Below are 26,916 nucleotides of genomic sequence, written 5' to 3' on the forward strand. Positions count from 1 at the left end.
AACTGTGCGGCCCGAACGAATGGGGGAGGATCCCATGCCAGCAATCGTGATCGTAGGAGCCCAGTGGGGCGACGAAGGAAAAGGCAAAGCCACCGATCTTCTTGGCGGCCGTGTTGACTACGTCGTCAAGCCGAACGGCGGCAACAATGCCGGCCATACCGTCGTCGTAGGCGGTGAGAAGTATGAGCTTAAGCTCCTTCCGGCAGGCATCCTGAGCCCTAACGCGGTTCCGATCATCGGCAACGGTTGCGTGGTGAACCTCGAAGCACTGTTCGAGGAGATCGACGGACTGGAGGCCCGCGGAGCGGACACCTCCAAACTCCGTGTGTCCGCCAACGCCCACCTGGTCGCGCCTTACCACCAGGTGCTGGACAAGGTCACCGAGCGCTTCCTCGGCAGCCGCGCCATCGGCACCACCGGCCGCGGCATCGGCCCGGCTTACATGGACAAGGTGGCCCGGCTGGGCATCCGCGTCCAGGACGTCTTCGACGAATCCATCCTCCGCCAGAAGGTGGAAGGCTCACTGCGCCAGAAGAACGAACTCCTGGTCAAGGTCTACAACCGCCGCAGCGTGGTGGTCGAGGAGATCGTCACCTACTTCCTGTCCTTCGCCGAGCGGCTGCGCCCGCTGGTCATCGACAGCACACTGGTCCTGAACAATGCCCTGGACGAGGGCAAGGTTGTGCTGATGGAAGGCGGCCAGGCCACGTTCCTGGACGTGGACCACGGGACATACCCGTTTGTGACCTCCTCCAACCCCACGGCCGGCGGTGCGTCCGTTGGTTCGGGCATCGGTCCCACCCGGATCTCGCGTTCCATCGGCATCATCAAGGCCTACACCACCCGCGTCGGCGCCGGCCCGTTCCCCACGGAACTGTTCGACGACATGGGCGTGTACCTGCAGAAGACCGGCGGTGAGTTCGGCGTCAACACCGGCCGTCCCCGCCGCTGCGGCTGGTACGACGCCGTCCTGGCCCGCCACGCTTCCCGGGTCAACGGCTTCACGGACTACTTCGTCACCAAGCTGGACGTCCTGACGGGCATCGAGCAGATCCCGGTATGCGTTGCCTACGACGTTGACGGCGTCCGCCACGACGAAATGCCGATGACCCAGACCGAGTTCCACCACGCGGTGCCCATCTTCGAGTACTTCGAAGGCTGGACCGAGGACATCACCGGAGCCCGCACCCTGGAAGACCTTCCCGAGAACGCCCGCAACTATGTGCTGGCCCTCGAAAAGCTCTCCGGGACGCGTTTCTCCGCTATCGGCGTGGGCCCGGACCGGGACCAGACCATCGTGGTGCACGACCTCATTAACAGCTGACGTTCCGGAACGTCCGACGGCGGCGGGTCACCCTTTTCGGGGGTGGTCCGCCGCCGTTTTTGCGGGACAGGCGGACGGTCCGCGGGTGGATGCACGCAATTTACACAGGGTTAACGCCGCCGGTCTTGTGGGGCTGCAGGCGCGGCCGGGAGACTTTTCACATAGGGTGAATGGATCAACAGATCGTTCGACCAGACCCGCGGGAACATGGCGCAGGGATGCGTCCGGGCCTGCCACGTGACAACGACGCCACGAGCAGGAACCCCGCCGACCGGAAGGATTTTTGTTATGGCCGGAATGTTTGAAGTTTTTCTCGACGCTGATTCCCTCTTCAGGTTCCGCCTCAAGGCCCCTGATGGCACCGTGGTGGCGGTGTCCGGGGCTTTCGCGGACAAGTCCGCCGTCGCAGCCGGAATCGCCGCCGCCCGCGAGTGCGCCGGAACCGGGCTCGTGACCGATCTTTCCGCCGCTGAGCGCCATGACCGGCGCACCCCTGCACGGGCTCCTGTGCCGGCCCGGTCCGTGGCCGTACCATCCGTCGCTGTGCAGGCCCCCGCAGCCGAACCTGCTTGTGACGTGCAGCGTGTGCCGGTCAGCCGGGTCCGCGCGTTTGCCCACTTCAATGCCGTGCGCGGCAGCGTGTAAGAAGCGTTTTGGCGCGGCGCCGGGGAAGGCGCCGCGGCCCAAGCCAAGAAATTTAAAAATTCTTAGTGACCGGGCGTAACCCCCGCCGGGTCCGCAACGATTACCCCTTTGTAGCGCCGGTTTGGAACTTGTCCCCCATCAGGTTCCAGGCCGGCTCTTTTGCTCCTCAACGGTGCACCGCCCGCTGCCGGCGGGCATGGTTACCGGCGGGTAAAGTTAGCGGGGCAGGCAGAGCCCCCTCACCGAAAGCCCTATGTCCGTGACCTATGCGCTGACAGACGACGTTTGGCATGCGCGCGCCCTGGAACCGGAGCTCTTCAGCATCGTGTACCGGTCCTATGCATCACAGGTCCTGGGCTACCTCACAGCCCGCGGGGTAGAAGATCCGGAGGCTGTTATGCAGGAAGTGTTCCTGGCGGTCCTTCCTCTGCTGCAGACGGTCACCGGCGGTGTGGCAGGACTGCGGACGTTTGTCTTCTCGGTGGCCCACGCGCGGATGGTGGACGACCACCGGCGGCGGCGCCGCACCCCTGTTGTCCTTCCCTTCGAACCCGACCTGGACGTGCGCGAGGAGTCCTCTGCCGAGGACGAGGTGATGGAGCGTGTCTCACCGGAGGAGGTGCAGGGTCTGCTGAGTGTCCTTCCGGATGACCAGCGTGAGGTCCTGACGCTGCGCCTGATAGCGGGCCTGACCATTGAGCAGGCGGCGGAGGTTATGGGCAAAAGCGGAGGCGCCGTGAAACAGCTCCAGCGCCGCGCTTTGATCCGGCTGCGCGAGCAGTCCGCAGTGAAGGAATATGTGATGCCATGACCTCCAACACCAGCCCTCTGCTCCGCACTGTGGATGAGATGCTGCTCGACGCCGGCGAAACGGACCCAGGCCTTCGGGCCACACTGCTCTCGTTGGGTGCGCTGGCGTCCCTGCCGGTTCCGGCGCCCGGCGGGGAACTGGCGGCACTGCTGTCGGCGCAGCCAAGCCAACTGGCCCGCCATCGCCTGCGCCGCAGCCACCGGACCGCTGCTGCCAGCCTTGCCGTCATCGCGGGGATGGGCCTGGGCGTCACCGGGGTGGCGGCCACGGCCCCGGCTCCGGGTCCCAACGCCAGCCGCTCCGTCCAGCACATGCTGCAGGACTGGGCACCGTCCTGGACCGTCACCGGGATCCCTGTCGCCGAAGCAGCCGGGGACCTGCCTTGGCCGCCCGCGGCCGGGCCCGGCTCCCCGGACGCAACCGTGCGGGACGGCTCAGGGCCGGACGATCCACTGTCGGACGGCTCATCGCTGCCCGGGCAGGGAACCAGCCATCAGGTGACCGGAGAACCGGGACCTAACCGGCCGGGAACCGGCGCCCCCGGGAACGATGTGCAGGGGAGTGCCGGGCAGGGCAACGGTCCCGGCCGAAGCCAGGACCCCGGCGGGGCCACGGTATCACCGGGTAAGCCGGCGGCCGACGGCGGGGCGTCCCGGAACGGCGCCGCCACCAACGGCGGCGGCAGCTCGCCGGACGGTACCGCGCCGGAAGGCCAGGGGCCTGGCGCTGCGCCCGGCACTGACCTCGCCGCCGGGCTGGAAGGAGCAGGCAGGCTCGTGGGCGGGGCCTCCGCCGCCGTCGTGGACAACCTGACGCCGGCAATCCTTGGACCGGCAACAACAGACCCGGCAGGAACAGAAAAAACCGGAGCCGGCAATGCCGGTCCCGGTTCAATCTGGCTGAAGAAGTTCAGCCGCTAAGCAGGGTAGTCCTCAGGGAGATGATGCTCTGAGGACTACCGCTCCTGTCATTTCCGTCAGGACAGGAGCTGCCGCTTGGAGGAGATGACGCCGGTGTCGAAACCGGCCAGGTGCAGGCCGCCGTGGAAGCGGGCGTGCTCGATCTTCACGCAGCGGTCCATCACCACGTTGAGCCCTGCTGCCTCCGCATCGGCGGCCACTGCCTCGTGCCAGGAGCCGAGCTGCAGCCAGAGGGTCTTGGCTCCGGCCGCGATGGCTTCGTCCAGGACGCCGGGGAGGTCATCGTGCTTGCGGAAGACATCTACGATGTCCGGACTTTCGGGGAGATCGGCCAGCGACGCGTACGTCGGCTCGCCCAGGATCTCCTTCACCACGGGGTTGACGAAGTAGACCTTGTACCTGGTGGATGACTGCAGGTAGGTCGCCACGAAGTAGCTCGCCCGCGACGGCTTGTCCGAGGCGCCCACAATGGCAATGGACTTGGCTGCACGCAGCAGGTTCAGGCGCTCCGGTGCGGAGGGGCCTTCCCAGGTGCGGGTTTCGGTGCTCATGCGCGTGCTCCAATCGTGCAGGAATCAGCTTCCAGGGTGAAGTCTTCCTCAGCGGCTGAGACCGCCGAGGCCTCGGTCAGGGCCTGGTCCAGGTCCCACAGGATATCCTCGATGTCCTCCAGGCCCACGGAGATGCGGACCAGGTCCTCGGGCACACCGGCCGTTGCCAGCTGCTCCGGGCTGAGCTGCTGGTGCGTGGTGGAACCGGGGTGGATCACCAGGGTGCGGGAATCGCCCACGTTGGCCAGGTGTGAGGCCAGCTGCAGGGCTTCGATGAACTTCTGCCCGGCCACGCGGCCGCCCTTCACGCCGAAGGAGAACACGGAGCCGGGGCCCAGTGGCAGGTACTTCTTCGCCCGCTCAAAGTGCGGGTGCGAGGGGAGCCCGGAGAAGTTCACATAGGCCACGCGGGGATCGGCTTCGAGCCATTCGGCCACGGCCTGCGCGTTCTTCAGGTGCTCGTCCAGGCGCTGCGGGAGGGTTTCCACGCCCTGCAGCAGCTGGAAGGCGGACTGCGGGGACAGCGCCGGGCCGATGTCGCGGAGCTGTTCGCAGCGCAGCTTGGTCAGGAAGCCGTACTCGCCGAAGTTGCCCCACCAGGAGACGTTGCCGTAGGAGGCCACCGGCTCGGTCATCGTGGGGAACTTGCCGTTGCCCCAGTTGAACCGGCCGCTTTCGACAATCACGCCGCCCAGCGTGGTGCCATGCCCGCCGAGGAACTTCGTGGCGGAGTGGATCACGATGTCGGCGCCGTGTTCGATCGGCCGCACGAGGTACGGCGTGCTCAGGGTGGCGTCGACCACCAAGGGGATACCGGCGTCGTGCGCTACCTTGGCCAGCCCGGCAAGGTCCTGGACTTCCGACGACGGGTTGGCCACCACCTCGACGAAGATCGCCTTGGTGTTTTCCCGGACCGCCGCGGCATAGTCCGCGGGGTCGGTGCCGGGCACGAACGTGGTGTCCACACCGAACCGGCGCAGGGTCACGTCCAGCTGGGTGACGGTGCCGCCGTACAGCTGTGAAGCGGCCACGATGTGGTCGCCGGACTGGGTCAGGGCGGCGAACGTGATGAACTCAGCGGCCATGCCGGAGGACGTGGCCACCGCGCCGATGCCGCCTTCCAGCGAGGCGATGCGCTCCTCGAACGCAGCCACGGTGGGGTTGCCGATGCGGGAGTAGATGTTGCCGTACTTCTGCAGTGCGAACAGGTTGGCCGCGTCCTGGGTGTCCTTGAACACAAAGGACGTGGTCTGGTAAATGGGCACTGCGCGGGCTCCGTGCTCGGCGTCGGGAGTGCCGCCGGCGTGCAGGGCGCGGGTGCGGAAACCAAATGTGCGATCGGACATTAGACAGCCACCTTTTCAGAGGCTAGGGGGCGGGTGGGGATCAGTTCCGTGCCGTTCTTGCGGGCGAGGTCGGCTTCGAGTTCGCGGACGATCGGCAGGATGTCCTGGCCGAACGCCGCCACTTCCTCCTGGAAGTGCAGGTAGCCGGTGAGGAACAGGTTCACGCCGATCTTCTTGTATTCGACGATCCGCTCGGCGATCTGCTCCGGGGTGCCGATCAGCTGGGTCTTGAAGCCGTCGTTGTACTGGACCAGGTCCTCGAAGCTCGAGTCTGCCCACATGCCCTTGCCGTCCTTGGTGGACGCGCCGGCTTCCTGCACGGCGTCGCGGAAGCCCTGGACTGCCGGCTTGTGTGCCTTCGCCACGACTTCGCGCAGGGTGTCGCGGGCTTCCTTTTCTGAATCGCGGGCGATGACAAAGCCGTTCAGGCCGAATTTGGGTGCGTCAAGCGGGCCGCCCGTGCCGCGCCGGGTCCCGCCGGCAGCGCCCACCACACCGGCGATGTTTTCCTTGAAGCCTTCCAGGTCCTTGCCGTTGGAGAAGTACCAGTCAGCCACGCGGCCGGCGGTAGCCTGCGCCGCCGTGGAGTTGCCGCCGAAGAAGATCTCCGGGTGCGCGCGGCCCGGAACGTCAACCGGTGCCGGGTTCAGGGTGAAGTCGGTGATGTTGTAGTACTTGCCGGACTGGCTGTATTCCTGCTCGGTCCAGAGGCCCCGCAGGACCTTGATGAACTCCTCGGTGCGGACGTAGCGTTCGTCGTGCTCCAGCCATTCGAGGCCGAAGTTGGTGAACTCGTTCTTGAGCCAGCCGGAGACGATGTTAACAGCGGCGCGGCCGTTGGAGATGTGATCCGCCGTGATGATGTATTTGGCCAGCACGCCCGGGTGCCACATGCCCGGGTGGACCGCGGCGATGACCTTGAGGCGCTCGGTCGCGGCCAGCAGGGCCAGGCTGAACGAGGTGGCTTCGTGCTGCTTGTCCGCGCCGTAGGAGGCGGCGTAGCGCGTCTGGGTCAGGGCGTACTCGAAGCCGGAGTTCTCGGCGATCTGCGCCAGCTTCTTGTTGTAGTCGAAGTCCCAGCCGGTCCGCTGCTCGATGGTGGAAACCACCAGGCCGCCGGAAACGTTCGGCACCCAGTAGGCGAACTTCAGCGGCTCAGAGAGACGGGCTACGTTGCTGATGTCTGTCATGAATTTTCCTTTGCTAGGGTCCGCTCGCGCAGGACGTCCTGGATGCCGGCGATCGCCGGTTCGTTCTGGAGTGAGGTGGTGTCGCCCAGGGCGGTCCCCTCAAAAAGCTGCGTCAGCAGCCGGCGCATGATCTTGCCGCTGCGCGTCTTGGGTACGTCAGGAACCACGACGACGTCGCGCGGCTTGGCGATGGGGCCGATCGCCTTCGCGACGTGGTTGCGGAGGTCCGTGGCACAGTCTTGCGCAGCGTCGCCCCGTAAAACGACAAACGCCACAATCGCGTGTCCGGTCTTCGGATCAGCCACCGGACAGACGCCGGCCTCCACCACGTCCGGGTGGGACACCAGGGCCGATTCGATCTCGATGGTGGACAGCAGGTGTCCGGAGACGTTGAGGGTGTCATCCACGCGGCCCAGGATCCAGATATCGCCGTCGGCGTCGTACTTGGCACCGTCGCCGGCCAGGAACCAGCCCTGCTCGGCATACTGCCGCCAGTAGGAATCGAGGTAGCGCTGGGGGTTGCCCCACACGGTCCGCGCGATGGACGGCCCAAAGGCGTCAACCACAATGAACCCCTGGACGCCCGGCGGAACTGTCTTGCCGGCGTCGTCCACGATCCTGGTGCTCACCCCGGGCAGCGGGCGAGCCGCGCACCCGGGTTTGAAGTCGGTGTCCGTGGGGGCGGGGGAGAGGATGGTCGCTCCGGTTTCGGACTGCCACCACGTGTCCACCACGGGGGCGGTGCCGGCGCCGACGTTCTGCCGCAGCCAGCGCCAGGCCTCGGGGTTGACAGCTTCGCCCACGGTGCCCAGCATCCGGATGGAGGAGAGGTTGTAGGTGTCCGGCACGCCGTCCGGGAACCAGCCCATCAGGGAACGGACAAGCGTGGGAGCCGTGTAGTACTGCGTGACGCCGTACCGCTCGATGATTTCGAAGTGCCGGCCCGGATGCGGGGTGTTCGGGGTGCCTTCGAAGATCACCTGGGTGACGCCGTTGGAGAGCGGTCCGTAGATTTCGTACGTGTGCGCGGTGACCCAGGCGAGGTCCGCCGTGCACCAGTGCACGTCGCCGTCACGGAGGGCCGGATCCGGGTTGCTGAACAGGTGCTCGTAGCTCCAGGACGCCTGGGTGAGGTAGCCGCCGGAGGTGTGGACCAAGCCCTTCGGCTTACCCGTGGTGCCGGAGGTGTACATGATGAAGAGGGGAGTCTCGGCGTCGAACGCTTCCGGCTCGTGGACGTCCGCAGCGTTTCCGACGGCGTCATGCCACCAGACGTCGCGGCCTTCAGTCATGGAAACGGCAGCGAGCTGGTCCGCCGGGGTGGTGCGGTTGACCACGAGGACGTGCTCGATGGCATTGTCCCCCGCGACGGCCGCATCGGCGTTGTCCTTGACCGGCACGGCCACGCCGCGGCGGAACTGGCCGTCCGTGGTGACCAGCAGCCTGGCCTGGGTGTCCTCCACACGGAACTTCAGCGCCTCCGCGGAGAAGCCGCCGAACACCAGCGAGTGGATGGCGCCGATGCGGGCCACGGCGAGGGTGATGATGACGGTTTCGGGGATGACGGGCAGGTAGATGACCACGCGGTCGCCCTTGGTGATGCCCAATGCCAGGAGCGCGTTGGCGGCCTTGGCCACTTCACGCTGGAGTTCGGCATAGGTGATGGCACGGCGGTCTCCCGGTTCGCCCTCGAAGTAGAGCGCCACCTTGTCGCCGCGCCCTGCCTCCACATGGCGGTCCACGCAGTTGTAGGCCACGTTCAGGCGTCCGCCGGCGAACCATTCGATGCGCGGGACCGAGTATTCCGCTTCGTCGGCGGGGACGTCGGGGCCGCTGAGGAGCTCTGCCTTCTCGAACGTGTGGGCGGTGTGCCACGGTTCGGCCCAGTCCAGGCGCCGGGCCGCGTCCTCCCAGAACGCAATCCGCTCGGCTTCGGTGCCGGGGTGCTTGTTGTGTGCGGTTTCAATCGCGTCCACGGTGCTCAGGCCCATCGTTTTACCGCCCATTTCTCTGCCAGGCCCAGGAGGGCATCCGTCAGTTTTCCAATCACGGCCAGCAGCACGATGGCCAGGAAAAGCCTGTCGGTGCGGCCGTTGTTTTGTGAGTCGATCAGCAGGAAGCCGAGCCCCATGGAGGAGGCGATCAGTTCGGCAGCCACCAGGAACAGCCAGGCCTGCGCCAGTGCCAGGCGCAGCCCGGAAAAGACTGCCGGCACCACAGCGGGCAGCTGCACAGTGGTCAGGAGCCTGACGCCCTTGAGCCCGAAGGCGCGGGCCGCTTCCACCAGATTTCGGTCCACGTGGCGCAGGGCCAGGGACACGGTGGTGAAAACGGGGAAGAAGGCGCCGATGATGATCAGGGTGACCTTGGAGTCTTCGCCGATCTTCAGCCACAGGATCAGCAGCGGCACCCAAGCCAGGGACGGGACGGCGCGCAATGCACCGATGGTGGGTGCCAGGAGGGCGTCGGCAATTTTCGACAGGCCCACAGTGGCTCCCAGGATGAGGCCCAATGCGGCGCCGATGAGGAATCCGATCACCACACGCTGGGTGGAAATGGCAATGTGGGTGCCCAGTTCGCCGCGGCCCAGGAGTTCGCCGGCTGCGCCCAGCACCATTGCAGGGGGCGGCAGTTGGACCACACTGAACATGCCGGTGGACGATGCCACCTGCCAGGAGACCAGCAGGATCGCCGGAATGATCACGCCAAGGGGCAGGCGCGCCCAGTTCCGTGAACGGACCCCGGCGGGAGACCATCCCTTTGCCGGAGCGGTTGCCGAAGCATCCGCCCGGGCGGCGCCTGCCGATGTTGCGGGAGCGGCTGCAGCGCGCTCATCCGCAACACTGTTGCCGGTGAGGAAGGTGTGTTCCGGATTGCTCATCAGGAACCCTTAATGGCTGACGGATCAGCCTTCTTCACCAGCGAGTCGTCGAGAAGGGAGGCCACGGCGTCGTCGATCTGCTGCTGAGTCTTGACGTCGCCGGTTTCCACAAACGTGGGGCCGATCTTCTCCAGTACTTTGCGCTGCGCCTCACCGGGCGCGGCGTCTACGTCCAGGTTGCTGCGTTCCAGAACCACGGTCTTCGCCACGGCCAGATCCAGTCCGGCAACGTCGGCCAGGATCTGTGCCGTTTCGTCCGGGTTGGCGGCGGCCCAGGCGCGGGCCTTTTCGTAGGCGTTCACCACGGCCTGCGCCAGTTCGGGCTTGTCCTTGAGGAAGGACTCGGTGGCGTTGAGGAAGCCGTAGGTGTTGAAGTCCAGGTTCCGGTAGAAGAGCGTCGCGCCCTTCTGCTCGGCACCGGCCATGATCGGGTCCAGGCCGGACCACGCCTGCACGGAGCCGTTCTCCAGGGCCGTGCGGCCATCAGCATGCTGCAGGTTCTGCACGGTCACGTCGCCGGGCTTCAGTCCGGCTTCCTCGAGGGCCTGCAGGAGGAAGAAGTAGGGGTCGGTGCCCTTGGTGGCGGCCACGGACTTGCCCTTGAGATCGGCGACGGACGTGATGCCGGAACCGGCGGGGGCCACCAGCGCCGCCCACTCCGGCTGGGAGTAGATGCTGATGGTGCGGATGGGTGAACCGTTGGAGCGGGCCAGGAGGGCTGCGGAGCCTGCTGTTGATCCGACGTCGATGGCGCCCGAGCGGAGGGCTTCGTTGGCCTTGTTTGAGCCGGCGGACTGGATCCAGTTGACGGTGACGCCCTGGTCCTTGAGTGAGGCTTCAAGCCAGCCCTGGTCCTTGATGACCAGGCTGAGCGGGTTATAGGTGGCGAAGTCAATGTTCAGCGTCCCGCCCGCCGTGCTGCCCGCAGCCGCGGCCTGGCCGGAAGAGCCCTCACCAGCAACGCAGCCGGTCAGCGCCAGGGCCGAGGCGGCGGCCACGGCGGCTGCCCCAAGGAGGGAACGGCGGGTGAAGGGACGTGCGTGCTGCATGGTTTTCCTTTGCGCTGATGGTGCGGAGGGCGCAAGTTCCGGCCGCGGGTTAATGACCGACGGCGGGCTTTTGCGTTTGTGGGTGAGCGGAGTGGATCTGTGGCCCGGAGGGCCGGGGCTATGCCGGAAGTTGCGGGCGTCAATGCCCGTCGACACCCAGGCTGGCCAGGAGGGAGACGCGCAGCGTGGCGAGTTCTGCCGAGGCTCGGTCGCGGGGACGGCTGCCTGGCACATCAACGGTCCGCACGATCGTGGCGCCCTGGCCGCCGTCGGCAGTTCCGAGAACGATGATCCGGTCCGCCAGCTGCAATGCCTCGTCAACGTCGTGGGTGACCAGGAGCACTGTGGTGGGTTCGGCCTTGTGCACGTCCAGGAGCAGGTCCTGCATCTTGATGCGGGTCAGGGCGTCCAGCGCACCGAACGGTTCGTCGAGCAGCAGGACCCCGGGGTTGCGTGCCAGTGCCCGGGCCAGGGACGCGCGCTGGGCCATTCCGCCGGAGACCTCGCGGGGGCGGTGCTTGGCGAAACTGTCCAGGCCCACAAGTTCCAGCAGGCGGGACACCTTGGCTTTGCCTTCTTTGGCGCTGCAGCCGGTGGGCAGGCCGATGGCCACATTGGCCTGCAGGGTGTGCCAGGGGAGCAGCCGCGGTTCCTGGAAAGCAAACGCACAGCGGGGATCGATGCCCTGGACGGCGCTGTCCTGGATGACCACGGAACCGGCGCTCGGGGAGTCCAGGCCCGCCGCCGCGCGCAGCAGGGTTGATTTGCCGCAGCCGGACGGTCCCAGGATGGCCAGGACTTCCCCTGCTTCGACGTCGAAGGTGACGTCGCGCAGGACAGTGCGGGCGGCGTCGCCCGTCCCGAAGGTGCGGCGCAGACCGCGGAAGGACACAGGAAGTGCTGAGGAAGAGCCGGTGGTCTTGCCGGCACGCTCGGAAGTCAGGACTGCAGTCATGGGATCACTCCATCGGTCCTGGCAGTAGCACCCTACGGAGTCGAGCCTTTTGCGGAGTGGTCAGTTCCGCTTACCCAAGGCTTTTTCCTTGCTATCAGCGTGTGCCGTGGGGGCGCCCGCTGACCAGGGTTGCTGCGGCTTCATCGATCCAGGTCTCTCGGCCGCTCGGGATGGTCACTCACCACTACACCCCATGTGAATCAAACAATCCAAATCCGGACTTGTAGTGTGTAATGTTCGTTCACATGCCATCCCGCCCCCTCGTGCCGGTCAAAAATTCGGCATGAGGAACTTTTGCAAAGCGGCGTAGGCTTGGGGCATGGGCAACACCAACGATCCTGCAGTCATGGAGCGCCTTATGCGAACCAAGGGGCGGTGGGCCATCGTGGGCCTGACCACCAACGAGTGGCGCGCCGCCTACGACACGTCCCTTTTTATCCGCGACAGGCTCGGGATGGAGATCATTCCCGTGAACCTGCCGGGCGACCCGGTGCACGGCGAAACCGGGTACCGCACCCTCGCGGATATCCCCGCCGAAAAGCAGCCCGTCGACGTCGTGGACTGCTTCGTTAATTCTCAGAAGGTCGGCGCTGTGGTTGACCAGGCCATTGCGGCCGGCGCCAAAGCCATCTGGATGCAGCTGGGCGTCATCGACGAGGCAGCAGCTGAGCGTGCGAAGGCCGCAGGACTGGATGTTGTGATGAACGTCTGCCCGGCGCAGCAGGCGTGGAAATACAACCTCTGACGGGGCGGATCCGCCCGGCCGGTCATCAGCGCTGCATCAGTCCCGGGTAGTGGCGTTCGGTGACATCCGGGTGGGCGCGCATCCTGCCCTTGAGCATGTTCAGGCCGAATGAGGCGAGCATCGGGTTGGTCGGATCGTCGGAGAGGCCGCGGGCCTGGGCCTTCAGCTCAGGCGGCAGCGGCACGGGATCGATCACGGCATCCAGGCGCGGGGACCAGAAGAACGGCACTGAATAGCGGTCCACGCCGGGCGGCGGAGCCTTGACCCGGTGGATGGTGGCCATCAGGTAGCCCTCGGTGGCTACCTCCAGCATCTCGCCGAGATTCACCACCAGCGCCCCCGGAATGGGTTCCACGGTGGCCCACTCGGTGGTTCCGTGCGGCAGCACTTCCAGCCCGCCCACCTCGTCCTGGAGCAGGAGGGTGACAAAACCGTAGTCCGCGTGTGAGCCCACACCCTGGTCGCCGGCAGCTTCCACCACGCCGCCAACGTAGTGCACCAGCTTGCCCATCCAGGCCGGCTCGTCGCCAAAGGGTTCGTCGAAGTGGTCCTCCGGCAGGCCGAGGGCCACGGCGATGCCGCGCAGGAGTTCCATGGCGACCTCGGACATCAGCTCGGCCCAGGCCATGGCCGCTGGCTCAAGCTCCGGCATTGCCTCGTCCGGCCAGAGGTTATGGCCCTGCAGGAGCCAATAAGGCTGATCCGCCGGATAGTCCACGACCGGCTCGCGTTCCGGCGAAAAGTCGATCTGCTCGCGGGCATCGGCCCTGCCCTGCGTGACTTCCGTGCCCATCCGCGTGTAGCCGCGGAAATGCGGCGACAGCCGGTTATCGAGCTTCATCCGCTCCTCAAGGGGCAGGTCGAAGAAACGCTTGATGAGGGCCAGGAGCTCTTCGGCCTGTCCGGGAGCGGCGCCGTAACCAGTGATCTGGAAGAAGCCCACGTTATGGGCTGCGTCCCGCAGCTGGTCGATGAATTCCGGGCTAAAGGAACCGTACGGCTGGCGTGCGGTGCTCATGTCCAGAACGGGGATCGTGGCCTGGTCGGGTGACATCTTCGCAGACTAGCACCGGACGGGAGGGCTTTGTAGGCTCGCACCATGGACCCAGCACAGCTCAAGGCAATCTGCCTGTCATTTCCAGGTGCATTCGAGGATTTCCCCTTTGGCCCCGAGACGTCCGTGTTCAAGGTCCGCGCCGCCGTTTCCGGCGGAGCCCGGCAGGAAGCGAAAATGTTCGCCCTGTCCGCCATGGACTCCGAGGACTGGTCGGTGAGCCTGAAGTGTGAGCCCGCGCTGGCCGAGCAGCTGCGCGCCGCGCACCCCGAGATTACCGGCGCCTGGCACATGAACAAGACGCACTGGAACGGTGTGCGCCTGGATGGAGCACTGCCTGACGACATGGTCCGGGACATGGTGGAGGACTCCTACGACCTGGTGGTGGCCACGTTGAGCCGCAAGCAGCAGGAACAGCTCGGCTGGGCACGGCTGTCCGGAACCCCTTCAGCGTCCGCTCTCCCGGGAGGACGGCCGTGAAGGGCAAGCGCCTGGTGGGCGGCCGGCTCGATTACCCGGGGGTGGGCGCCACTGAGAACGGCCGACCGCCGGAGGGATTCCCCTGCCTGGTATCCCAGGTCTATCTGGGGGAGGGCGTTGAACTGTATCGCCGGGTGGCGAAGGGAATCCTGTCCTGGGAGCTGCAGCGGCGTTCGGGGCTGCGCGTCCGGGCCGAGTCCGACGTCGTCCGTCCGGGAACGCGCGTGGTGAGCGGCTTCGGCGTCGGGCCTTTCCGGATCAATGCCCCCTGCGAGGTGGTGTGGGTCCGGCGGCCCGTGCCCGGCGACGGTCCGCAGTCAGCCGGTTTCGGTTACGGCACGCTGCCCGGACATCCGGCGCGCGGCGAAGAGGCCTTTGAGGTGGAGGTCGATGACACGGGGCGGGTGTTCCTGAAGATCACCGCGTTCAGCGTGCCTGCCAACCGCTTCTACCGTGCAGGTGCCCTGGTGACCCGGGCGGCGCAGAGGCATGTCACTTCGCGATACGTTGAAGGGGCACGCCAACTCGCCGCAGGTGAAAGCTGATCAGGAGAAGGTACATGCTGGACCAACAGACCCTTGACCGCCTATGGAACTTCACGGACCCGGCTTTGTCCGAACAGCGTTTCCGGGACGCCCTTGCCGACCCCGCCTACACCACCGACGAAAAAGCCGAACTGACCACCCAGTTGGGCCGGGCCATTGGCCTGCAGGAGCGCTACGAAGAGGCCGATGCGCTGCTGGATTCAATTGACTGCGAGGAAGAACCCACAGTAGGGGTCCGGGTTTTGCTGGAGCGCGGCCGGCTTCTGACCTCTAGCGGCCATGCAGCCATGGCGGCTCCGCTGTTGGAACAGGCTGCCGAACTGGGCGACCACCTCGGCGAGGAGTTCCTCGCCGTGGACGCGTTGCACATGCTGGCGGAGGCAGATCCCGCACACGCAGAAGCCTGGACCCGGAGTGCACTTGAGTACGCCTCCACTGCGCACGACAGGCACACGAGGCGGTGGATGGCGGAGCTGCACAGCAGCCTGGGCCGGATGTTGCATCGTGCCGGCCGGTTCACCGAAGCGCTGGTGGAGTTTCAGCTCGCTGAGCAATGGGCCGAGCAGGCCGGAACACCCGTGCAACAGCAGCAGGCCCGCGAAGCCATCCTGGCCTGCGAGCTCGACATGGCAACAAACTGACGGATTCACACACGAACGGAAGGAAATCCCATGATCTTTATTGTGGTTAAGTTCAAGGTCAAGCCCGACTGGTCAGACCGCTGGCTCGGCCTTGTGGACAGCTTCACCAAGGCCACCCGCGAGGAACCCGGCAACCTCTGGTTCGACTGGTCCCGCAGTGTGGATGATCCCAACGAGTTTGTCCTGTTGGAAGCCTTCAAGGACGATGCCGCCGGAGACCACGTCAACAGCCCCCACTTCAAGCAGGCAATGGCCGACATGCCCCAGGCCCTGGCTGAGACGCCACAAATCATCAGCCGCCAGTTCGACGGCGACGGCTGGGACCGGATGGGCGAGCTCACCATCTGACCCCATCGGTTGCTCCGTAGGTGTCGTTCTGGGTCCTCGGAACGACACCTACGGAGCAATGGATACGATTAGGGCATGTGGGTCGGCTGGATTGAATTCGACATCCTCCTGGGCGATGTCCAGAGCCTGAAGGAGAAGCGGTCCGTTATCAGGCCGCTGCTGGCCGAGCTCAAGCGCCGCTTTGACGTCTCCGTCGCTGAGGTGGGGGACCACGATCAGTACCGGCGCTCCCAGGTGGGCGCCGGCCTGGTGGCCGCAGACCGGGCGCACCTGGTGGAAGTGCTCACCGCCGTCGAACGTTTTGTGGCCGCGCGGCCGGAGATTGAGCTGCTCAGCGCCCGCCAGCGGGAGCTCCACAGCGAAGACTGACCATCGATTGCTCCGCAACTGCCGTTTTGAGCCGGGAAAACGGACGTAACGGAGCAATCGATGGGGGGTGTGGATAACTTCTGCAGCGCCCGCCGTATTCTGTTCTGATGAGTTCATGAAGACCCCGCGCCCGCTGCCTGCGGAACTACAGGACCGTCCGTTCACAGTGGTTGAGGCAGCGCGCGCCGGCGTTTCGCATAGGCGACTGCGACACCGGGCACTGAAGCGCCTCGGCAAGGGGATCAGGTCGGAAGGCCCGACGGCGGAGCTCCCGTTGAGTGACAGGGTCCGGCCCTTCATCGAGGTCAATGAGCGATGCGCCGCATCCCACCTCACTGCGGCGGAGATGCTCGCGCTGCCGCGCCGTCAGCAGAAGGGGACTCCAGAGATGTTTCATGTCATCAGGCCTGAGGGCTCGGCACACCTGAACAGGCCGCATGTCATTGTGCACCGGATGAAGCTGTACAGCGACGAGGTCACCACAGTTGACGGAATTCCCGTAACCACTCCGGAACGGACGTGGCTGGATATGGCGGAAATGCTCACAGTGGATGAACTGGTGGCCATGGGCGACAGCTGTGTGCGCCTGCCGAGGGCGGCTCTTGAGGACCGGGATATGCCACTCTGTGGCGTGGCAGACCTTCAGCGGATGATCGACAGGCACAAGGGAAAGCGCGGGCTGCGCAGGGCCAAGGAAGCCATCAAACTCATCCGGGTCGGTTCCGACTCGCCGCAGGAAACCCTCCTGCGGCTGGCCGTGGTCAGGGCCGGGCTGCCGGAACCGGAGCTGAACGTCCCAATCATCGGCGAGGACGGCCGCCGCCATCACGAGCCGGACCTGTCGTTTCGGAGGTACCGGATCGGGATCGAGTACGAAGGAGAACATCACGGCGAGGAGGGCCAGATCGTCCGGGACATTTCACGCTCTGAAAGCTACGAAACGCTGGGCTGGACTGAAGTCCGCATTTCGAAACGGCACATGCTGGACGACGCAAAGGCCGCCGTGGCCAAGATCCGGGCGGCTCTGTTCCAGGCAGGGTGGCGAAAGGGCCCTTAAGCATCGATTGCTCCGCAACTGCCGTTTTGAGGGTTCAAAAGGGCCGCTACGGAGCAATCGATGAAAGGAAGCGGTGGGGCTTAGCCGAAGTACTTCGGCAGCGTCCCTTCGTGGGCTTCGCGGAGGGCGTCGAGGGACATGGTGTCCACGCCGTTGATCTCCAGCTTGTTGCTGGCCGCGTCCACCACGCCGATCCGGACGTGGGCAAAGCCGCGCGCCGTGCACATGTCCTTGAACCGGACTTCCTCGGAGCGGGGAACGCCGACAATTGCACGGCCCTGGGTCTCGGAGAAGAGCGCGGTGAACAGGTCCACGCCGTCGCGGTCCAGGACGTCCTGCAGGGCGATCCGGGCACCCACGCCGTAGCGCAGTGAGGACTCCACCAGTGCTGCCGCGAGGCCGCCTTCGGAGAGGTCGTGTGCCGAGTCAACCATGCCGTCGCGTGAGGCGTTGATCAGGATTTCACCCAGCGCGCGTTCGGCGGCGAGGTCAACCTTGGGCGGAAGTCCACCGAGGTGGCCGCGCATGTTTGCCCATTCGGAACCGTCCAGCTCGGCCGCGGTCGTACCCAGCAGGTAGATGGCCTGGCCATCTTCGCGCCAGCCCGACGGCGTGCGGCGGGCAACGTCGTCGAGCTTGCCCAGTACCGCCACCACGGGGGAGGGGTGGATGGGGGTGGTGCCCGTCTGGTTGTACAGCGAGACGTTGCCGCCGGTGACCGGGATGCCCAGTTCCATGCAGGCGTCGGACAGGCCGCGGATGGCTTCGGCGAGCTGCCACATCACGTCAGGGTCTTCGGGGGAGCCGAAGTTCAGGCAGTCGCTGACGGCCATCGGCACGGCACCGGAGGTGGCCACGTTGCGGTAGGCCTCGGCCAGGGCAAGCTGCGCGCCATGGTACGGGTCAAGGTAGGTGTAACGGCCGTTGGCGTCGGTGGCCAGGGCCACGCCCAGGCCGGTTTCCTCATCCACGCGGACCACGCCGGCATCGTCAGGGAACGCCAGGGCCGTATTGCCGCCCACGTAGCGGTCGTACTGGTTCGTGATCCAGTCCTTGGAGCACATGTTCGGCGAGGCGACGAGCTCCGTAACGGCGGCAGCCAGTTCCGCGGGTGCGGAGGGGCGGCCGGCGTCCTGCACGGAACCGGTGAAGGAATCGGCCTGGACCGAGTCCTGCCACGAGGGGCGCGCGTACGGGCGGTCGTAGACCGGGCCGTCATGGGCAACCGTGCGCGGGTCGACGTCCACGATGACTACGCCGTCCCACGTGATGATCAGGCGGCCGGTGTCTGTGACTTCGCCGAGCCAGGAGTACTCCACAGCCCACTTGTCCATCACGGCTTCGAAGGCTTTGATGTTCTCCGGGGTGACCACTGCCATCATGCGTTCCTGCGACTCGGACATCAGGATTTCGCCCGGAGTCAGCGTGGGGTCGCGCAGCAGGACGGAGGTCAGCTCAACCTGCATGCCGCCGTCGCCGTTGGAGGCCAGCTCGGACGTGGCGCAGGAGATGCCCGCGGCGCCGAGGTCCTGGATACCTTCAACCAGAGAGCCCTTGAAGAGCTCCAGGCAGCACTCGATCAGGACCTTCTCGGCGAACGGGTCGCCCACCTGCACTGCGGGGCGCTTGGACGGCTTGGTGTCGTCGAAGGACTCCGAGGCCAGCACCGAAGCGCCGCCAATGCCGTCGCCGCCGGTGCGGGCACCGAACAGGACCACCTTGTTGCCCTTGCCGGAGGCGTTGGCCAGGCGGATGTCCTCGTGGCGCATAACGCCCACGGCCAGCGCGTTCACCAGCGGGTTGCCCTGGTAGATGGAGTCAAACACCATTTCGCCGCCGATGTTCGGCAGGCCCAGGGAGTTGCCGTAGCCGCCGATGCCGGCAACGGCACCGTGCATCACGCGGGCGGTGTCCGGGTGGTCGATGGCGCCGAAACGCAGCGGATCCATGACCGCCACCGGGCGGGCGCCCATGGAGATAATGTCGCGGACGATGCCGCCGATGCCGGTGGCGGCACCCTGATAGGGCTCCACGAACGACGGCGAGTTGTGGGATTCGATCTTGAAGGTCACGGCCCAGCCGTCCCCAAGGTTGGTCACACCGGCGTTTTCGCCGATGCCCACCAGCATGTCCTTCTTCATCTCCTCGGTCACCTTGTCGCCGAACTGGCGCAGGTGGTTCTTGGAGGACTTGTAGGAGCAGTGCTCGCTCCACATGACGGAGTACATGGCCAGTTCGGCGCCGGTGGGGCGGCGGCCCAGGACCTTGACCACCTCGTCGAACTCGTTCTGCTTCAGGCCCAGCTCGGCCCACGGCAGTTCGGTGTCCGGGGTCTTGGCAGCGTTCTCGACGGTGTCGATGTTGAACTTCTTGGTGGTTTCCGTGGTCACTTGGCGCCTCCCACAATCTTGTTCAAAACGGAGGTGAAGAAGCCCAGGCCGTCGGTATCGGACCCGCCGATGCCGTCCAGCGACTCCGGGCCGAAGCCAACTTCCACCGCATGCTCCGGGTGGGGCATTAGGCCCACCACGTTGCCGGCGGCGTTGGAGATGCCGGCGATGTCGCGGCGTGAACCGTTCGGGTTGAAGCCCACGTAACGGAAGACAACACGGCCTTCGGCTTCGAGGGCGTCCAGGACCTTTTCGTCGGCGATGTACTGGCCGTCCTGGTTCTTCAGCGGCACAGTGATTTCCTGGCCGGCCTCGTAGTCCAGGGTCCAGGCGGTGTTGCTGTTTTCCACCCGGAGGACCTGGTCGCGGCACATGAACTTCAGGTGGTCGTTCTTGATCATGGAACCGGGCAGCAGGTGCGACTCGGTCAGGATCTGGAAGCCGTTGCAAATACCCAGCACGGGCAGCTTCGCGTCGGAGTTCGCGGCGTCGATGATCTTGGACATCAGCGGAGCGAAGCGGGCGATGGCGCCGGCGCGGAGGTAATCACCGTAGGAGAACCCGCCGGGAATCACGACGGCGTCCACGTCACCGAGGGCGGTGTCCGCGTGCCAGAGCGGCACTGCGGTGCCACCGGCAAGCCGGACTGCACGGGCGGCGTCGCGGTCGTCAAGGGTGCCGGGGAATGTGACAACGCCTATGCGGGCACCCGCGAGCCGGGGCTCGGCGGCGACGGCGACTGCCTCGCCGATCAAGGGAAGTTCAGTCATCTCAGGCCTCGACGACCTCGACGTTGACGACGTCCTCGATCACAGGGTTGGACAGCAGGGTCTCGGCTGCTTCACGGGCCTGGGCCAGGATTGCATCGGTCACCTCGCCGTCAACCGTCAGTTCGAAGCGCTTGCCCTGGCGGACAGAGCTAAAGCCGGTGAAGCCCAGACGGGGGAGTGCACCCACGATGGCCTTCCCCTGCGGGTCCAGAATCTCGGGCTTGGGCATGACGTCAACAACGATCCGGGGCATCCGGCAACTCCTGTGCGTGAGCTTTGGGTAAGGGCGCAGCGGAGTGGTGCCGTCTTACGCCGTTCCGGAAATGGGGGACTGCGTGGAAACAGTGCCTTTGCAACGGTGGGACGGGCGCTCCGCGAGCTTGCAAGCCCATTCTACCGGCCGGAGCGCCGGACCCTGTATTCGGTGGGCTCCGTCACTGTTATCCGGTGGGAAGTGGTTTCGGGAGGTGAAGAACGACGGCGGCTCTGGCCCCGCAGGGCCGGCGTCACTAGGATTGCCGAATGGCTGAAAAATCGAAATCCCTGCTGTTGCCGGTTATGGCCGTTGCCGTTTTTGCCGGCCTGGGCCGGATGGTCATGCAAAAGATCAAAGCGGACCGGGCTGCCCGGGACACCCGCGTGGCCGGGCCCGTGGATGAGAAGACCCGCCAGTGGATCAGCGACGTGGTGCGCACACCCAGGCAGTAGCCGGACCTGCCCCTGACAATTGCCCTGTAGCGGGCGTTCCCCGAGTGGGGACGCCCGTTTTTTGTGCCTGTAGGCGCCCGACCTTCGACGGCGGCAAGGACCTGCGGCGGACATCAGGTCCGGTCCCGCAGGGGCCTTCTTCCGTGTCAATTCAGGGCACTCCTTGACCGCTCACCGTCATCGGCGCTCAATGGATCTATCGAGGGAACTCAAGGCTGGTGCCCCGCCGGGTGTTGAAGCAGAGGAGAGGCGAGACATGGAAAGACGCTAGCGCTCCGCCCTCCTGCAGTTGACTGATTCGAAGACACGTATGTGTCCTATGTCATATTTAGCTCTCAGTCTGTACTGTTTGAATCGGCTGGTTCACAGCATTACAAAACCTGTAAAGCTGTGTGCCGTTCCCAGCTACTTCAGACCGGCAAATGTGGCCGGCCCGTTCCTCGTGAAAGGTGTAGTCGCTCGTGAAATCAACTGGAATAGGCCCCGCTCGGGGCGGAGGGCTCCGGAAGGCCGCGGCATTGGCCGTGGGCCTGCCGCTGCTCCTCAGCTCGATGGCGATGAGCCCCGCTACCGCGGCGCCCGCCGGGCAGGATACGGCAATAGCCGCAAAGACAACCGCGGCCACTGACTTCAAGGATGGCCGCTACATTGTGGTCCTCGCAGCCAAGGCCGCAGCCGCCTATGAAGGGGAGACCCCCGGCCTGCTCGCCACAAAGCCGCAGGACGGCCGGAAGCTGGACGTGGACGGCCCCAATTACAGGGCCTACGACGCACACCTTCGCAAGACCCAGCAGGACGTGGCCAGCCAACAGGGAGTGACGCCCACCAAACAGTTCACTGCTGCCCTCAACGGTTTCACGGCCGACCTGACCGCAGCGCAGGCAGCCGAGCTCGCCAAGGACGCGAGGGTCCTCACGGTGGCGCCCGACGTCGAAAATGCCCCCGACTACACCACTAACGATTTCCTGGAACTCACGGGCGAGGAAGGCGCGTGGGAAACCCGCTTCGGCGGCGAGGAGAACGCCGGCAAGGGTGTTGTGGTGGGTGTCATCGACTCCGGCTACGCCCCGGACAACCCCTTCCTGCAGGGCGAAGCGGTGCAGCCGCTCAGCGGACCCGCCCAGGTGGGCGTGCCGTACCGTACAGCCGAGGGCCGCATCGCGATGCTCAAGGCCGACGGCACCACGTTCCTGGGCGAATGCCAAAAGGGTGTGGGCACCGGCGCCGCCTTCGACGGGACGCTGTGCAATTCCAAAGTCCTGAGTGCCCGCTACTTCGCGGACTCCTTCCTGCAGTTCGTGAAGCCTGAAAACCGTGCCCCCCAGGAGCTGATCTCCCCGGTCGATGTAGGCAGCCACGGCACGCACACGGCCACCACGGCCGCCGGCAATGCCAACGTAGAGCAGGTACTCGACGGCGAGAGCTTCGGCAAGAGCTCCGGCGTGGCGCCCGCTGCCAAAGTGTCGGTCTACAAGATCTGCTGGGAGGATGACAATCCGGCTACCGGCGGCTGCTACTCCTCCGCCTCTGTGGAAGCGATTGACGCTGCCATCAAAGACGGCGTCGATGTCCTGAACTATTCCATCTCAGGCAACACGAACAGCACCACGGATCCCGTGGCACTTTCCTTCCTTAACGCCGCCGCCGCCGGCGTGTTTGTGGCGGCATCAGCCGGCAACTCGGGCCCCGGTGCCTCCACGGTCAACCACGCATCGCCGTGGCTGACCACGGTGGCGGCCTCCACATTCCCCAGCGACCTCCTCGGAACCGTCAAGGTTTCGGACGGAAGCCTGTACCGCGGGGCCTCCATCATGAAAACCGAGGTTGCGGACAAGCCGGCCATTGTTGCCGCGGACGCTGCAGCCGCCGGTGCCGCGAACCCCAACCTCTGCGGCCCCGGGACGCTTGACCCGGCCAAGGTTGCCGGCAAGGTTGTGGTGTGTGACCGTGGCGTAGTGGACCGGACGGCCAAGAGCCTTGAGGTCCAGAACAAGGGTGGCGTGGGCATGATCCTCGTCAACCTTTCCAACAGCTCCGAAGACGCTGACAACCACGTCATTCCCACAGTCCACGTCAACGCCCCCGACAGCCTCGAGCTGAAGTCGAAGCTCGCCGCCGACACGGCCCTGACGGTCAGCCTTGTTAAGGGCGACCTGACCGGTGAGCCGCTTCCGCCGGCGCCGCAGGTGGCGGGCTTCTCCTCCCGCGGCCCCACCCTCGCCTCCGGCGGCGACCTCCTCAAGCCGGACATTTCCGCCCCGGGCGTTAACGTCCTGGCCGGAGTGTCCACCATCGGCAACGATGGTGAGCAGTTCGGATTCATGTCCGGCACGTCCATGGCCGCACCGCACATCGCCGGTTTCGGCGCGCTGGTGCTCGGCAAGCAGCCGCTCTGGAGTCCGGCACGGGTCAAGTCCGCCATGATGACCACCGCCTACCCTCTGGTTGACGCGGACGGCGAACCCAACCGGAACCCGTTCGACGGCGGCGCGGGCCATGTCGATTCCCTCAGCGTTCTGGATCCGGGCCTGGTCTACGACTCGGGCGTTAAGGACTGGCTGGCCTTCCTGAATGGCCAGGGGGTAGCTACAGGTGCTCCGCAGGCCGGGACGCTTGCCGCCCAGGACCTGAACCTGCCTTCGATTGCCCTCGGCAGCCTGGTTGGCGAAGTGACAGTCAAACGCCAGCTGACGGCACTCGTTCCGGGAATGTACCGGGCCGATGTGGAGCTGCCCGGCTTCAGCGTTGACGTTGAACCCAAGGCGCTGAATTTCGCGAAGGAAGGCCAGACCCGCGAGGTGAGCATCACCATCCGCAATGACAGCGCCACGGTAGGTGAGTTCACGGCCGGCACGCTTACGTGGAAGGGTCCGAGGACCGTCACCTCACCCATCGCCGTACGGCCCGTAGATGCGCGGATTGCGCCGTCCTTCTCCTTCGGTTCAGCCACCGGGACGGGCAGCGGAACCATTGACCTCGTCTCCGGCACGGATGCACCCCTGCCCGTGGCAGTGGAGGGTCTGGCGCCGTTGGAGCAAACGGCGGCCACCAAGACGCCGGGTGCCTACGCGCGGGCCGACGATGCGCATAACGCACGCGTCTTCGTGACAGTCCCGGCAAATGCCAGCTTCGCCCGGCTCGGCATCCAGGCGGAAACGAACGACGTCGACTGGGACATGGTGGTGTACGGACCAGACAAGTCGGTCACACAGGTGGCAACGGCTGCAGCCAGTGAGTTCCTGGACCTGGAGTCACCGCAGGCCGGCACGTACGAGATTGTGGCCAATCTCTACTCCACGCCGGGCGGAGGTGCTGCCAACGCAAACGTCCAGGCCGTCTCCTTTACCCCCTTCGAGGCGGGCACGGAGAACCTGACGGTCACCCCCAACCCGATTGTGGCGCCGAACGGTACTGCCACCACCGCCACGCTGAACTGGACGGGCCTGCGCGACGGCTCGTACATGTCCAGGCTGACGCTGGGGGAGAACGGCATCAGGACCATGGTCAACGTCAAGGTCGGAGCCGGCGCAGCAGCGTCCCCGGCCGGCTGATCGCGGGATAGGACACAAGTAACCATCTGAAACGTCCCGGCCGGCATTGCTGGCCGGGACGTTTCAGGTCCGGGACTACACCAGGGACCTAAATCCGGGATGTTCCGTATGTACGGTGATTTCCGGTTGCCGGGGGCGTCCCGCCCAGGAGCGCCGCCAGCGAATTCCAGCGGGCGATCTCGCACCCGTCCGTCCGCCGAAAAACGGCCTGGACGGGCCGCCCGTGAAAGCTTCCGGTGACGCGGGCAACCTGCGGTCCGCCGTACTGCTGGGTGCAGAGCTTGGGCGGCCCCGGCTTCGGGAAGAAGATGTCTTCACCGAACCGCTCCACCGCCTCCAGTGCGGCGGCGGGCGCAGGCAGGGTGGATCCGGCCATGATTCCGCCGTCCTCGGCGAACAGGTGGAAGACGTACTCGACGGCGGCCGGGTCCTCCTGGAGCCGGATGGTGAGCTCAACCCGGTTCGCTGCGTTCGGAGCCGCGGCCGCACTCATGGCGCCGCCGGCTCGGCCAGCGGCGCCAGTGCCTCGGCCAAGCGTCCGCGGAGCACGGCAGCCTCCTCCGCGAACGCCCGCTGGTGCTCCACATAGGCAGCTTTTCCGCCGGGGGTTTCGATGGCGATGGGCGGGTAGCCCCACTCTTCAAGGTCGTAGGGCGAGGCCTGCATATCCATGGCCCGGATCCGCCAGGACAGCTCAAAACAGTCCATGACCAGTTCACTGGGGAGTGCGGGCAGCAGTTTGTAGGCCCATTTATACAGGTCCATGTTGGCGTGCAGGCACCCCGGCTGTTCCAGTTGACGCTGGTTTTCACGGCTCGGCGTCAGCTCGTTGAGCCCGATGGCGTCCGGGGTATAGAAGCGGAAGGCGTCGAAGTGTGAGCAACGGATTCTGTTGTCTTCCACCACCTTGTCCGTGCCGGCGGAGCCAAGCCTTAGCTGCAAGTACTCATGGCGCAAATCGAACTTGTCCTGCCGGTAGACCATGGCCCATTCGTGCAGGCCAAAGCAGCCGAACTGTGCCGGCCGGGCAGCGGTTCCGCGGAGGATGATCCCGGCGAAGGCCACCGCCTCCTGGCGGTCGGCCACAAAGGAACGGCGGTCGAAGGTGACCGCCGTGGTCCCTGACGGCAGCCCGACGGCGGCGAGTTCGCCGTCGTCGAGCGTGCTGTAATGCTTCCAGCCGCTCCGCGCCGCTGCCCCGTCGCCGGCCAGGACGACGCCGGTGCCCGGGTGCCAGCGCAGCAGCTGGCCCGGTTTCTGGGTGTAGTAGGTGAAAAGAAAGTCCTCCACCGGGTGCTTCCGGCCCGCCGAGCGGCGGGCAAGGTAGGGATCGGCGTAACGGCGGACGCGTTGCTGGTGCGCTTCTTCGCGGACATGCCAGGCGTCGGCCGTGAGCAGGTTAAGCTGCTCCATCGCTGGCACCCAGGACGTCCCGGGCAGCGTTCCATTCGCCGATTTCGCAGCCGTTGGTGCGGGCGAACCCGGCGTCCACGGGCGTATTGTCCACAATCCCGGTGACTGTGGCCGTCTCCGGGCCGCCGTACTGTTCGGTGCACACCCGGTCTTTGCTCGGCGGCACAGGGCTGAGGAGCGCTGCGTTGTTCTTCAGGGCAGCGCAGGCCGCATCGGCCCTGGGGTGATTGCTTTCCGCGGCGGGGACGCCGTCACGGCAGACCAGGGTGTAGTTCACCGCAGGGTCGGCGGACGTTGGCTTCACCATGATGGAAAGTTCGGCGTTGCCCGCACCGGGTCCCGCAGTCGGGGCCGGGGGAGCGCTGGGCGACGGGGCGGGAACGCTCGTCTCGGTATCCGGGGCGGGGGCATCGGAGGCGCCCTGGGTGGCAGATGAACTGACAGACGGAGTGGCGGACGACGTGGCAGCGGGGCTGGTGGATGACGGCGGGGTGTTGTCCGGCGTTCCCGTGCAGGCGGCGAGCCCGGCCACAGCGAGGACCGCCACAAGCGGCCGTAGTGTTCGCAGGCGCATGAACCCTCCTAGGTTGCTGCCATTTTACGCTCTGCCCGGGTTCCGGGTGACATCTTCAGGAACGTCCGCAGTGGAGTCCCGGGCGGCGTCGTCCGCGGCGGCCTCCGTGGCGGCGATGAGGGCCATCATCGCCTTGTGCAGCTCGCCTACCTCGTCACGGGTGAGTCCCAGCCGCTGCATCATGGTGCCGGGGACGGCGAGGGCCTGCTCCCGCAGCGCCGCACCCGCGGCGGTCAGCCCTACCGCGAGAGCACGTTCGTTCCCGTCCACCCGCTGGCGCGTCACGTAACCCGCCTCCTCCAGCCGGCGCAGGAGCGGCGAGACGGTGGCCGGCGCCTGGGCGAGGGCGTCGCTGATGTTGCGAAGTGTCCGCGGGGCGGATTCCCAGAGGCACAGCATCACAAGGTATTGAGGGTGGGTCAGCCCCAGCTTTTCCAGAACCGGCTTGTAGGCTCCTACGACACTCCTGGAGGCCACGGTGAGCGCAAAGCAGAGTTGCTGTTCAAGTAGGAGGTCATCGTCCTGATGCCGTACGGCCTCAGATGTTGCCGTCATCACAATCCTCCAATAGTTAGTGCACTAATTATTAGCGTACACTG

The 26,916-nt window shown here is 65.9% G+C and carries 28 protein-coding genes; 13 read left to right on the plus strand and 15 right to left on the minus strand.

Annotation, left to right across the window (positions count from 1 at the left end; translation table 11 throughout):
- Window positions 1-34: 34 nt before the first annotated feature.
- The 4 genes from IDT60_RS02450 (at window position 35) to IDT60_RS02465 (ending at window position 3,700) form a co-directional block, all read left to right on the plus strand.
- The gene (locus tag IDT60_RS02450; RefSeq protein WP_191080752.1) at window positions 35-1,324 is read left to right on the plus strand and encodes an adenylosuccinate synthase; all 1,290 of its coding nucleotides are present in this window, start codon (window positions 35-37) and stop codon (window positions 1,322-1,324) included.
- 288 nt (window positions 1,325-1,612) lie between these two features.
- Window positions 1,613-1,969, plus strand: a complete 357-nt coding sequence (locus tag IDT60_RS02455) for a DUF1508 domain-containing protein (RefSeq protein WP_164202571.1) — start codon at window positions 1,613-1,615, stop codon at window positions 1,967-1,969.
- A gap of 259 nt (window positions 1,970-2,228) precedes the next feature.
- Window positions 2,229-2,780: an RNA polymerase sigma factor gene (locus tag IDT60_RS02460; RefSeq protein ID WP_223884024.1), complete on the plus strand. Its 552-nt coding sequence runs from the start codon at window positions 2,229-2,231 to the stop codon at window positions 2,778-2,780.
- Window positions 2,777-3,700, plus strand: a complete 924-nt coding sequence (locus IDT60_RS02465; protein ID WP_191080754.1) for a hypothetical protein — start codon at window positions 2,777-2,779, stop codon at window positions 3,698-3,700. The genes IDT60_RS02460 and IDT60_RS02465 overlap by 4 nt, the downstream gene beginning before the upstream one ends.
- Before the next feature lie 56 nt (window positions 3,701-3,756).
- On the opposite strand, the gene IDT60_RS02470 is transcribed toward IDT60_RS02465, so the two are convergent.
- The 7 genes from IDT60_RS02470 to IDT60_RS02500 form a co-directional block, all read right to left on the minus strand.
- Window positions 3,757-4,251 carry a CoA-binding protein gene (locus IDT60_RS02470; protein WP_164202567.1) on the minus strand — a complete coding sequence of 165 codons (495 nt, stop codon included), beginning with the start codon at window positions 4,249-4,251 and terminating at the stop codon, window positions 3,757-3,759.
- A complete protein-coding gene (locus tag IDT60_RS02475) occupies window positions 4,248-5,597 on the minus strand; it encodes an O-acetylhomoserine aminocarboxypropyltransferase/cysteine synthase family protein (protein ID WP_191080755.1) in 1,350 nt (449 codons plus the stop codon). The genes IDT60_RS02470 and IDT60_RS02475 overlap by 4 nt, the downstream gene beginning before the upstream one ends.
- The gene (gene sfnG, locus IDT60_RS02480) at window positions 5,597-6,787 is read right to left on the minus strand and encodes a dimethylsulfone monooxygenase SfnG (RefSeq protein WP_191080756.1); all 1,191 of its coding nucleotides are present in this window, start codon (window positions 6,785-6,787) and stop codon (window positions 5,597-5,599) included. The genes IDT60_RS02475 and sfnG overlap by 1 nt, the downstream gene beginning before the upstream one ends.
- On the minus strand, window positions 6,784-8,778 hold the full coding sequence (gene acs / locus IDT60_RS02485) for an acetate--CoA ligase (RefSeq protein ID WP_191081797.1): 1,995 nt from the start codon (window positions 8,776-8,778) through the stop codon (window positions 6,784-6,786). Before acs ends, sfnG begins: the two co-directional genes overlap by 4 nt.
- A complete protein-coding gene (locus tag IDT60_RS02490; protein ID WP_191080757.1) occupies window positions 8,769-9,668 on the minus strand; it encodes an ABC transporter permease in 900 nt (299 codons plus the stop codon). The genes acs and IDT60_RS02490 overlap by 10 nt, the downstream gene beginning before the upstream one ends.
- On the minus strand, window positions 9,668-10,717 hold the full coding sequence (locus tag IDT60_RS02495; RefSeq protein ID WP_191080758.1) for an aliphatic sulfonate ABC transporter substrate-binding protein: 1,050 nt from the start codon (window positions 10,715-10,717) through the stop codon (window positions 9,668-9,670). Before IDT60_RS02495 ends, IDT60_RS02490 begins: the two co-directional genes overlap by 1 nt.
- 139 nt (window positions 10,718-10,856) lie before the next feature.
- Window positions 10,857-11,672: an ABC transporter ATP-binding protein gene (locus IDT60_RS02500; RefSeq protein WP_164202556.1), complete on the minus strand. Its 816-nt coding sequence runs from the start codon at window positions 11,670-11,672 to the stop codon at window positions 10,857-10,859.
- Between the two features lie 319 nt (window positions 11,673-11,991).
- Here IDT60_RS02500 and IDT60_RS02505 point away from each other — a divergent pair, with 319 nt between their 5' ends.
- Complete coding sequence (locus tag IDT60_RS02505) at window positions 11,992-12,417, plus strand: CoA-binding protein (RefSeq protein ID WP_191080759.1); 426 nt, start codon at window positions 11,992-11,994, stop codon at window positions 12,415-12,417.
- Window positions 12,418-12,442: 25 nt separating this feature from the next.
- Here IDT60_RS02505 and IDT60_RS02510 read toward each other — a convergent pair whose 3' ends face one another.
- On the minus strand, window positions 12,443-13,471 hold the full coding sequence (locus IDT60_RS02510; protein ID WP_164202552.1) for an isopenicillin N synthase family oxygenase: 1,029 nt from the start codon (window positions 13,469-13,471) through the stop codon (window positions 12,443-12,445).
- A 45-nt stretch (window positions 13,472-13,516) separates the two neighbouring features.
- On the opposite strand from IDT60_RS02510, the gene IDT60_RS02515 reads away from it, so the two are divergent.
- The 6 genes from IDT60_RS02515 (at window position 13,517) to IDT60_RS02540 (ending at window position 16,911) form a co-directional block, all read left to right on the plus strand.
- On the plus strand, window positions 13,517-13,951 hold the full coding sequence (locus IDT60_RS02515) for an MmcQ/YjbR family DNA-binding protein (protein ID WP_191080760.1): 435 nt from the start codon (window positions 13,517-13,519) through the stop codon (window positions 13,949-13,951).
- Window positions 13,948-14,496, plus strand: coding sequence for a DUF1990 family protein (locus tag IDT60_RS02520; RefSeq protein WP_191080761.1), 549 nt, complete (start codon window positions 13,948-13,950; stop codon window positions 14,494-14,496). The genes IDT60_RS02515 and IDT60_RS02520 overlap by 4 nt, the downstream gene beginning before the upstream one ends.
- 14 nt (window positions 14,497-14,510) lie before the next feature.
- Entirely contained in the window at window positions 14,511-15,137 is a 627-nt protein-coding gene (locus IDT60_RS02525) for a hypothetical protein (RefSeq protein ID WP_191080762.1), read from the plus strand.
- 30 nt (window positions 15,138-15,167) lie between these two features.
- Window positions 15,168-15,485 (plus strand): putative quinol monooxygenase, encoded by a 318-nt coding sequence (locus IDT60_RS02530; RefSeq protein WP_191080763.1) that lies wholly within the window; start codon window positions 15,168-15,170, stop codon window positions 15,483-15,485.
- 75 nt (window positions 15,486-15,560) lie between these two features.
- Window positions 15,561-15,854 carry a DUF503 domain-containing protein gene (locus IDT60_RS02535; protein ID WP_164202531.1) on the plus strand — a complete coding sequence of 98 codons (294 nt, stop codon included), beginning with the start codon at window positions 15,561-15,563 and terminating at the stop codon, window positions 15,852-15,854.
- A 274-nt stretch (window positions 15,855-16,128) separates the two neighbouring features.
- Window positions 16,129-16,911 (plus strand): hypothetical protein, encoded by a 783-nt coding sequence (locus IDT60_RS02540; protein WP_223883855.1) that lies wholly within the window; start codon window positions 16,129-16,131, stop codon window positions 16,909-16,911.
- An 80-nt stretch (window positions 16,912-16,991) separates the two neighbouring features.
- On the opposite strand, the gene purL is transcribed toward IDT60_RS02540, so the two are convergent.
- The 3 genes from purL to purS are packed head-to-tail and all read right to left on the minus strand — an operon-like array spanning window position 16,992 to window position 20,324.
- A complete protein-coding gene (purL, locus tag IDT60_RS02545) occupies window positions 16,992-19,301 on the minus strand; it encodes a phosphoribosylformylglycinamidine synthase subunit PurL (RefSeq protein WP_164202529.1) in 2,310 nt (769 codons plus the stop codon).
- Window positions 19,298-20,071 (minus strand): phosphoribosylformylglycinamidine synthase subunit PurQ, encoded by a 774-nt coding sequence (gene purQ, locus IDT60_RS02550; RefSeq protein WP_164202527.1) that lies wholly within the window; start codon window positions 20,069-20,071, stop codon window positions 19,298-19,300. Before purQ ends, purL begins: the two co-directional genes overlap by 4 nt.
- 1 nt (window position 20,072) lies before the next feature.
- Window positions 20,073-20,324: a phosphoribosylformylglycinamidine synthase subunit PurS gene (purS, locus tag IDT60_RS02555; protein ID WP_066287204.1), complete on the minus strand. Its 252-nt coding sequence runs from the start codon at window positions 20,322-20,324 to the stop codon at window positions 20,073-20,075.
- 269 nt (window positions 20,325-20,593) lie between these two features.
- Between purS and IDT60_RS02560 the strand changes: the two genes are divergently transcribed.
- The gene (locus tag IDT60_RS02560) at window positions 20,594-20,779 is read left to right on the plus strand and encodes a hypothetical protein (protein WP_164202525.1); all 186 of its coding nucleotides are present in this window, start codon (window positions 20,594-20,596) and stop codon (window positions 20,777-20,779) included.
- Window positions 20,780-21,240: 461 nt separating this feature from the next.
- Complete coding sequence (locus tag IDT60_RS02565; RefSeq protein ID WP_223883856.1) at window positions 21,241-24,330, plus strand: S8 family serine peptidase; 3,090 nt, start codon at window positions 21,241-21,243, stop codon at window positions 24,328-24,330.
- Window positions 24,331-24,418: 88 nt separating this feature from the next.
- Here IDT60_RS02565 and IDT60_RS02570 read toward each other — a convergent pair whose 3' ends face one another.
- From IDT60_RS02570 to IDT60_RS02585, 4 genes are read right to left on the minus strand one after another with little or no spacing between them, the layout of a single operon-like run.
- Window positions 24,419-24,823: a serine protease inhibitor gene (locus tag IDT60_RS02570; RefSeq protein WP_164202523.1), complete on the minus strand. Its 405-nt coding sequence runs from the start codon at window positions 24,821-24,823 to the stop codon at window positions 24,419-24,421.
- The gene (locus tag IDT60_RS02575) at window positions 24,820-25,743 is read right to left on the minus strand and encodes a 3-methyladenine DNA glycosylase (protein WP_191080764.1); all 924 of its coding nucleotides are present in this window, start codon (window positions 25,741-25,743) and stop codon (window positions 24,820-24,822) included. The genes IDT60_RS02570 and IDT60_RS02575 overlap by 4 nt, the downstream gene beginning before the upstream one ends.
- A complete protein-coding gene (locus IDT60_RS02580) occupies window positions 25,730-26,317 on the minus strand; it encodes an SSI family serine proteinase inhibitor (protein ID WP_191080765.1) in 588 nt (195 codons plus the stop codon). The genes IDT60_RS02575 and IDT60_RS02580 overlap by 14 nt, the downstream gene beginning before the upstream one ends.
- Window positions 26,318-26,341: 24 nt before the next feature.
- Window positions 26,342-26,872: a MarR family winged helix-turn-helix transcriptional regulator gene (locus IDT60_RS02585; RefSeq protein WP_191080766.1), complete on the minus strand. Its 531-nt coding sequence runs from the start codon at window positions 26,870-26,872 to the stop codon at window positions 26,342-26,344.
- Between the last annotated feature and the right edge of the window lie 44 nt (window positions 26,873-26,916).

Source organism: Pseudarthrobacter sp. BIM B-2242 (assembly GCF_014764445.1).
GTDB classification, from domain to species: domain Bacteria; phylum Actinomycetota; class Actinomycetes; order Actinomycetales; family Micrococcaceae; genus Arthrobacter; species Arthrobacter luteus_A.

Excerpts from the sequence above, each read along its gene's own strand:
- IDT60_RS02475 (WP_191080755.1), bottom strand. The coding sequence starts at position 5,597 with ATGTCCGATCGCACATTTGGTTTCCGCACCCGCGCCCTGCACGCCGGC.
- IDT60_RS02530 (WP_191080763.1), top strand. The coding sequence starts at position 15,168 with ATGATCTTTATTGTGGTTAAGTTCAAGGTCAAGCCCGACTGGTCAGAC.
- IDT60_RS02510 (WP_164202552.1), bottom strand. The coding sequence starts at position 13,471 with ATGTCACCCGACCAGGCCACGATCCCCGTTCTGGACATGAGCACCGCA.
- purQ (WP_164202527.1), bottom strand. The coding sequence starts at position 20,071 with ATGACTGAACTTCCCTTGATCGGCGAGGCAGTCGCCGTCGCCGCCGAG.
- IDT60_RS02455 (WP_164202571.1), top strand. The coding sequence starts at position 1,613 with ATGGCCGGAATGTTTGAAGTTTTTCTCGACGCTGATTCCCTCTTCAGG.
- IDT60_RS02465 (WP_191080754.1), top strand. The coding sequence starts at position 2,777 with ATGACCTCCAACACCAGCCCTCTGCTCCGCACTGTGGATGAGATGCTG.
- sfnG (WP_191080756.1), bottom strand. The coding sequence starts at position 6,787 with ATGACAGACATCAGCAACGTAGCCCGTCTCTCTGAGCCGCTGAAGTTC.
- IDT60_RS02470 (WP_164202567.1), bottom strand. The coding sequence starts at position 4,251 with ATGAGCACCGAAACCCGCACCTGGGAAGGCCCCTCCGCACCGGAGCGC.
- IDT60_RS02500 (WP_164202556.1), bottom strand. The coding sequence starts at position 11,672 with ATGACTGCAGTCCTGACTTCCGAGCGTGCCGGCAAGACCACCGGCTCT.
- IDT60_RS02580 (WP_191080765.1), bottom strand. The coding sequence starts at position 26,317 with ATGCGCCTGCGAACACTACGGCCGCTTGTGGCGGTCCTCGCTGTGGCC.
- IDT60_RS02525 (WP_191080762.1), top strand. The coding sequence starts at position 14,511 with ATGCTGGACCAACAGACCCTTGACCGCCTATGGAACTTCACGGACCCG.
- acs (WP_191081797.1), bottom strand. The coding sequence starts at position 8,778 with ATGGGCCTGAGCACCGTGGACGCGATTGAAACCGCACACAACAAGCAC.
- IDT60_RS02450 (WP_191080752.1), top strand. The coding sequence starts at position 35 with ATGCCAGCAATCGTGATCGTAGGAGCCCAGTGGGGCGACGAAGGAAAA.
- IDT60_RS02585 (WP_191080766.1), bottom strand. The coding sequence starts at position 26,872 with ATGACGGCAACATCTGAGGCCGTACGGCATCAGGACGATGACCTCCTA.
- IDT60_RS02515 (WP_191080760.1), top strand. The coding sequence starts at position 13,517 with ATGGACCCAGCACAGCTCAAGGCAATCTGCCTGTCATTTCCAGGTGCA.
- IDT60_RS02575 (WP_191080764.1), bottom strand. The coding sequence starts at position 25,743 with ATGGAGCAGCTTAACCTGCTCACGGCCGACGCCTGGCATGTCCGCGAA.
- IDT60_RS02570 (WP_164202523.1), bottom strand. The coding sequence starts at position 24,823 with ATGAGTGCGGCCGCGGCTCCGAACGCAGCGAACCGGGTTGAGCTCACC.
- IDT60_RS02490 (WP_191080757.1), bottom strand. The coding sequence starts at position 9,668 with ATGAGCAATCCGGAACACACCTTCCTCACCGGCAACAGTGTTGCGGAT.
- IDT60_RS02495 (WP_191080758.1), bottom strand. The coding sequence starts at position 10,717 with ATGCAGCACGCACGTCCCTTCACCCGCCGTTCCCTCCTTGGGGCAGCC.
- IDT60_RS02505 (WP_191080759.1), top strand. The coding sequence starts at position 11,992 with ATGGGCAACACCAACGATCCTGCAGTCATGGAGCGCCTTATGCGAACC.
- IDT60_RS02560 (WP_164202525.1), top strand. The coding sequence starts at position 20,594 with ATGGCTGAAAAATCGAAATCCCTGCTGTTGCCGGTTATGGCCGTTGCC.
- IDT60_RS02535 (WP_164202531.1), top strand. The coding sequence starts at position 15,561 with ATGTGGGTCGGCTGGATTGAATTCGACATCCTCCTGGGCGATGTCCAG.
- purS (WP_066287204.1), bottom strand. The coding sequence starts at position 20,324 with ATGCCCCGGATCGTTGTTGACGTCATGCCCAAGCCCGAGATTCTGGAC.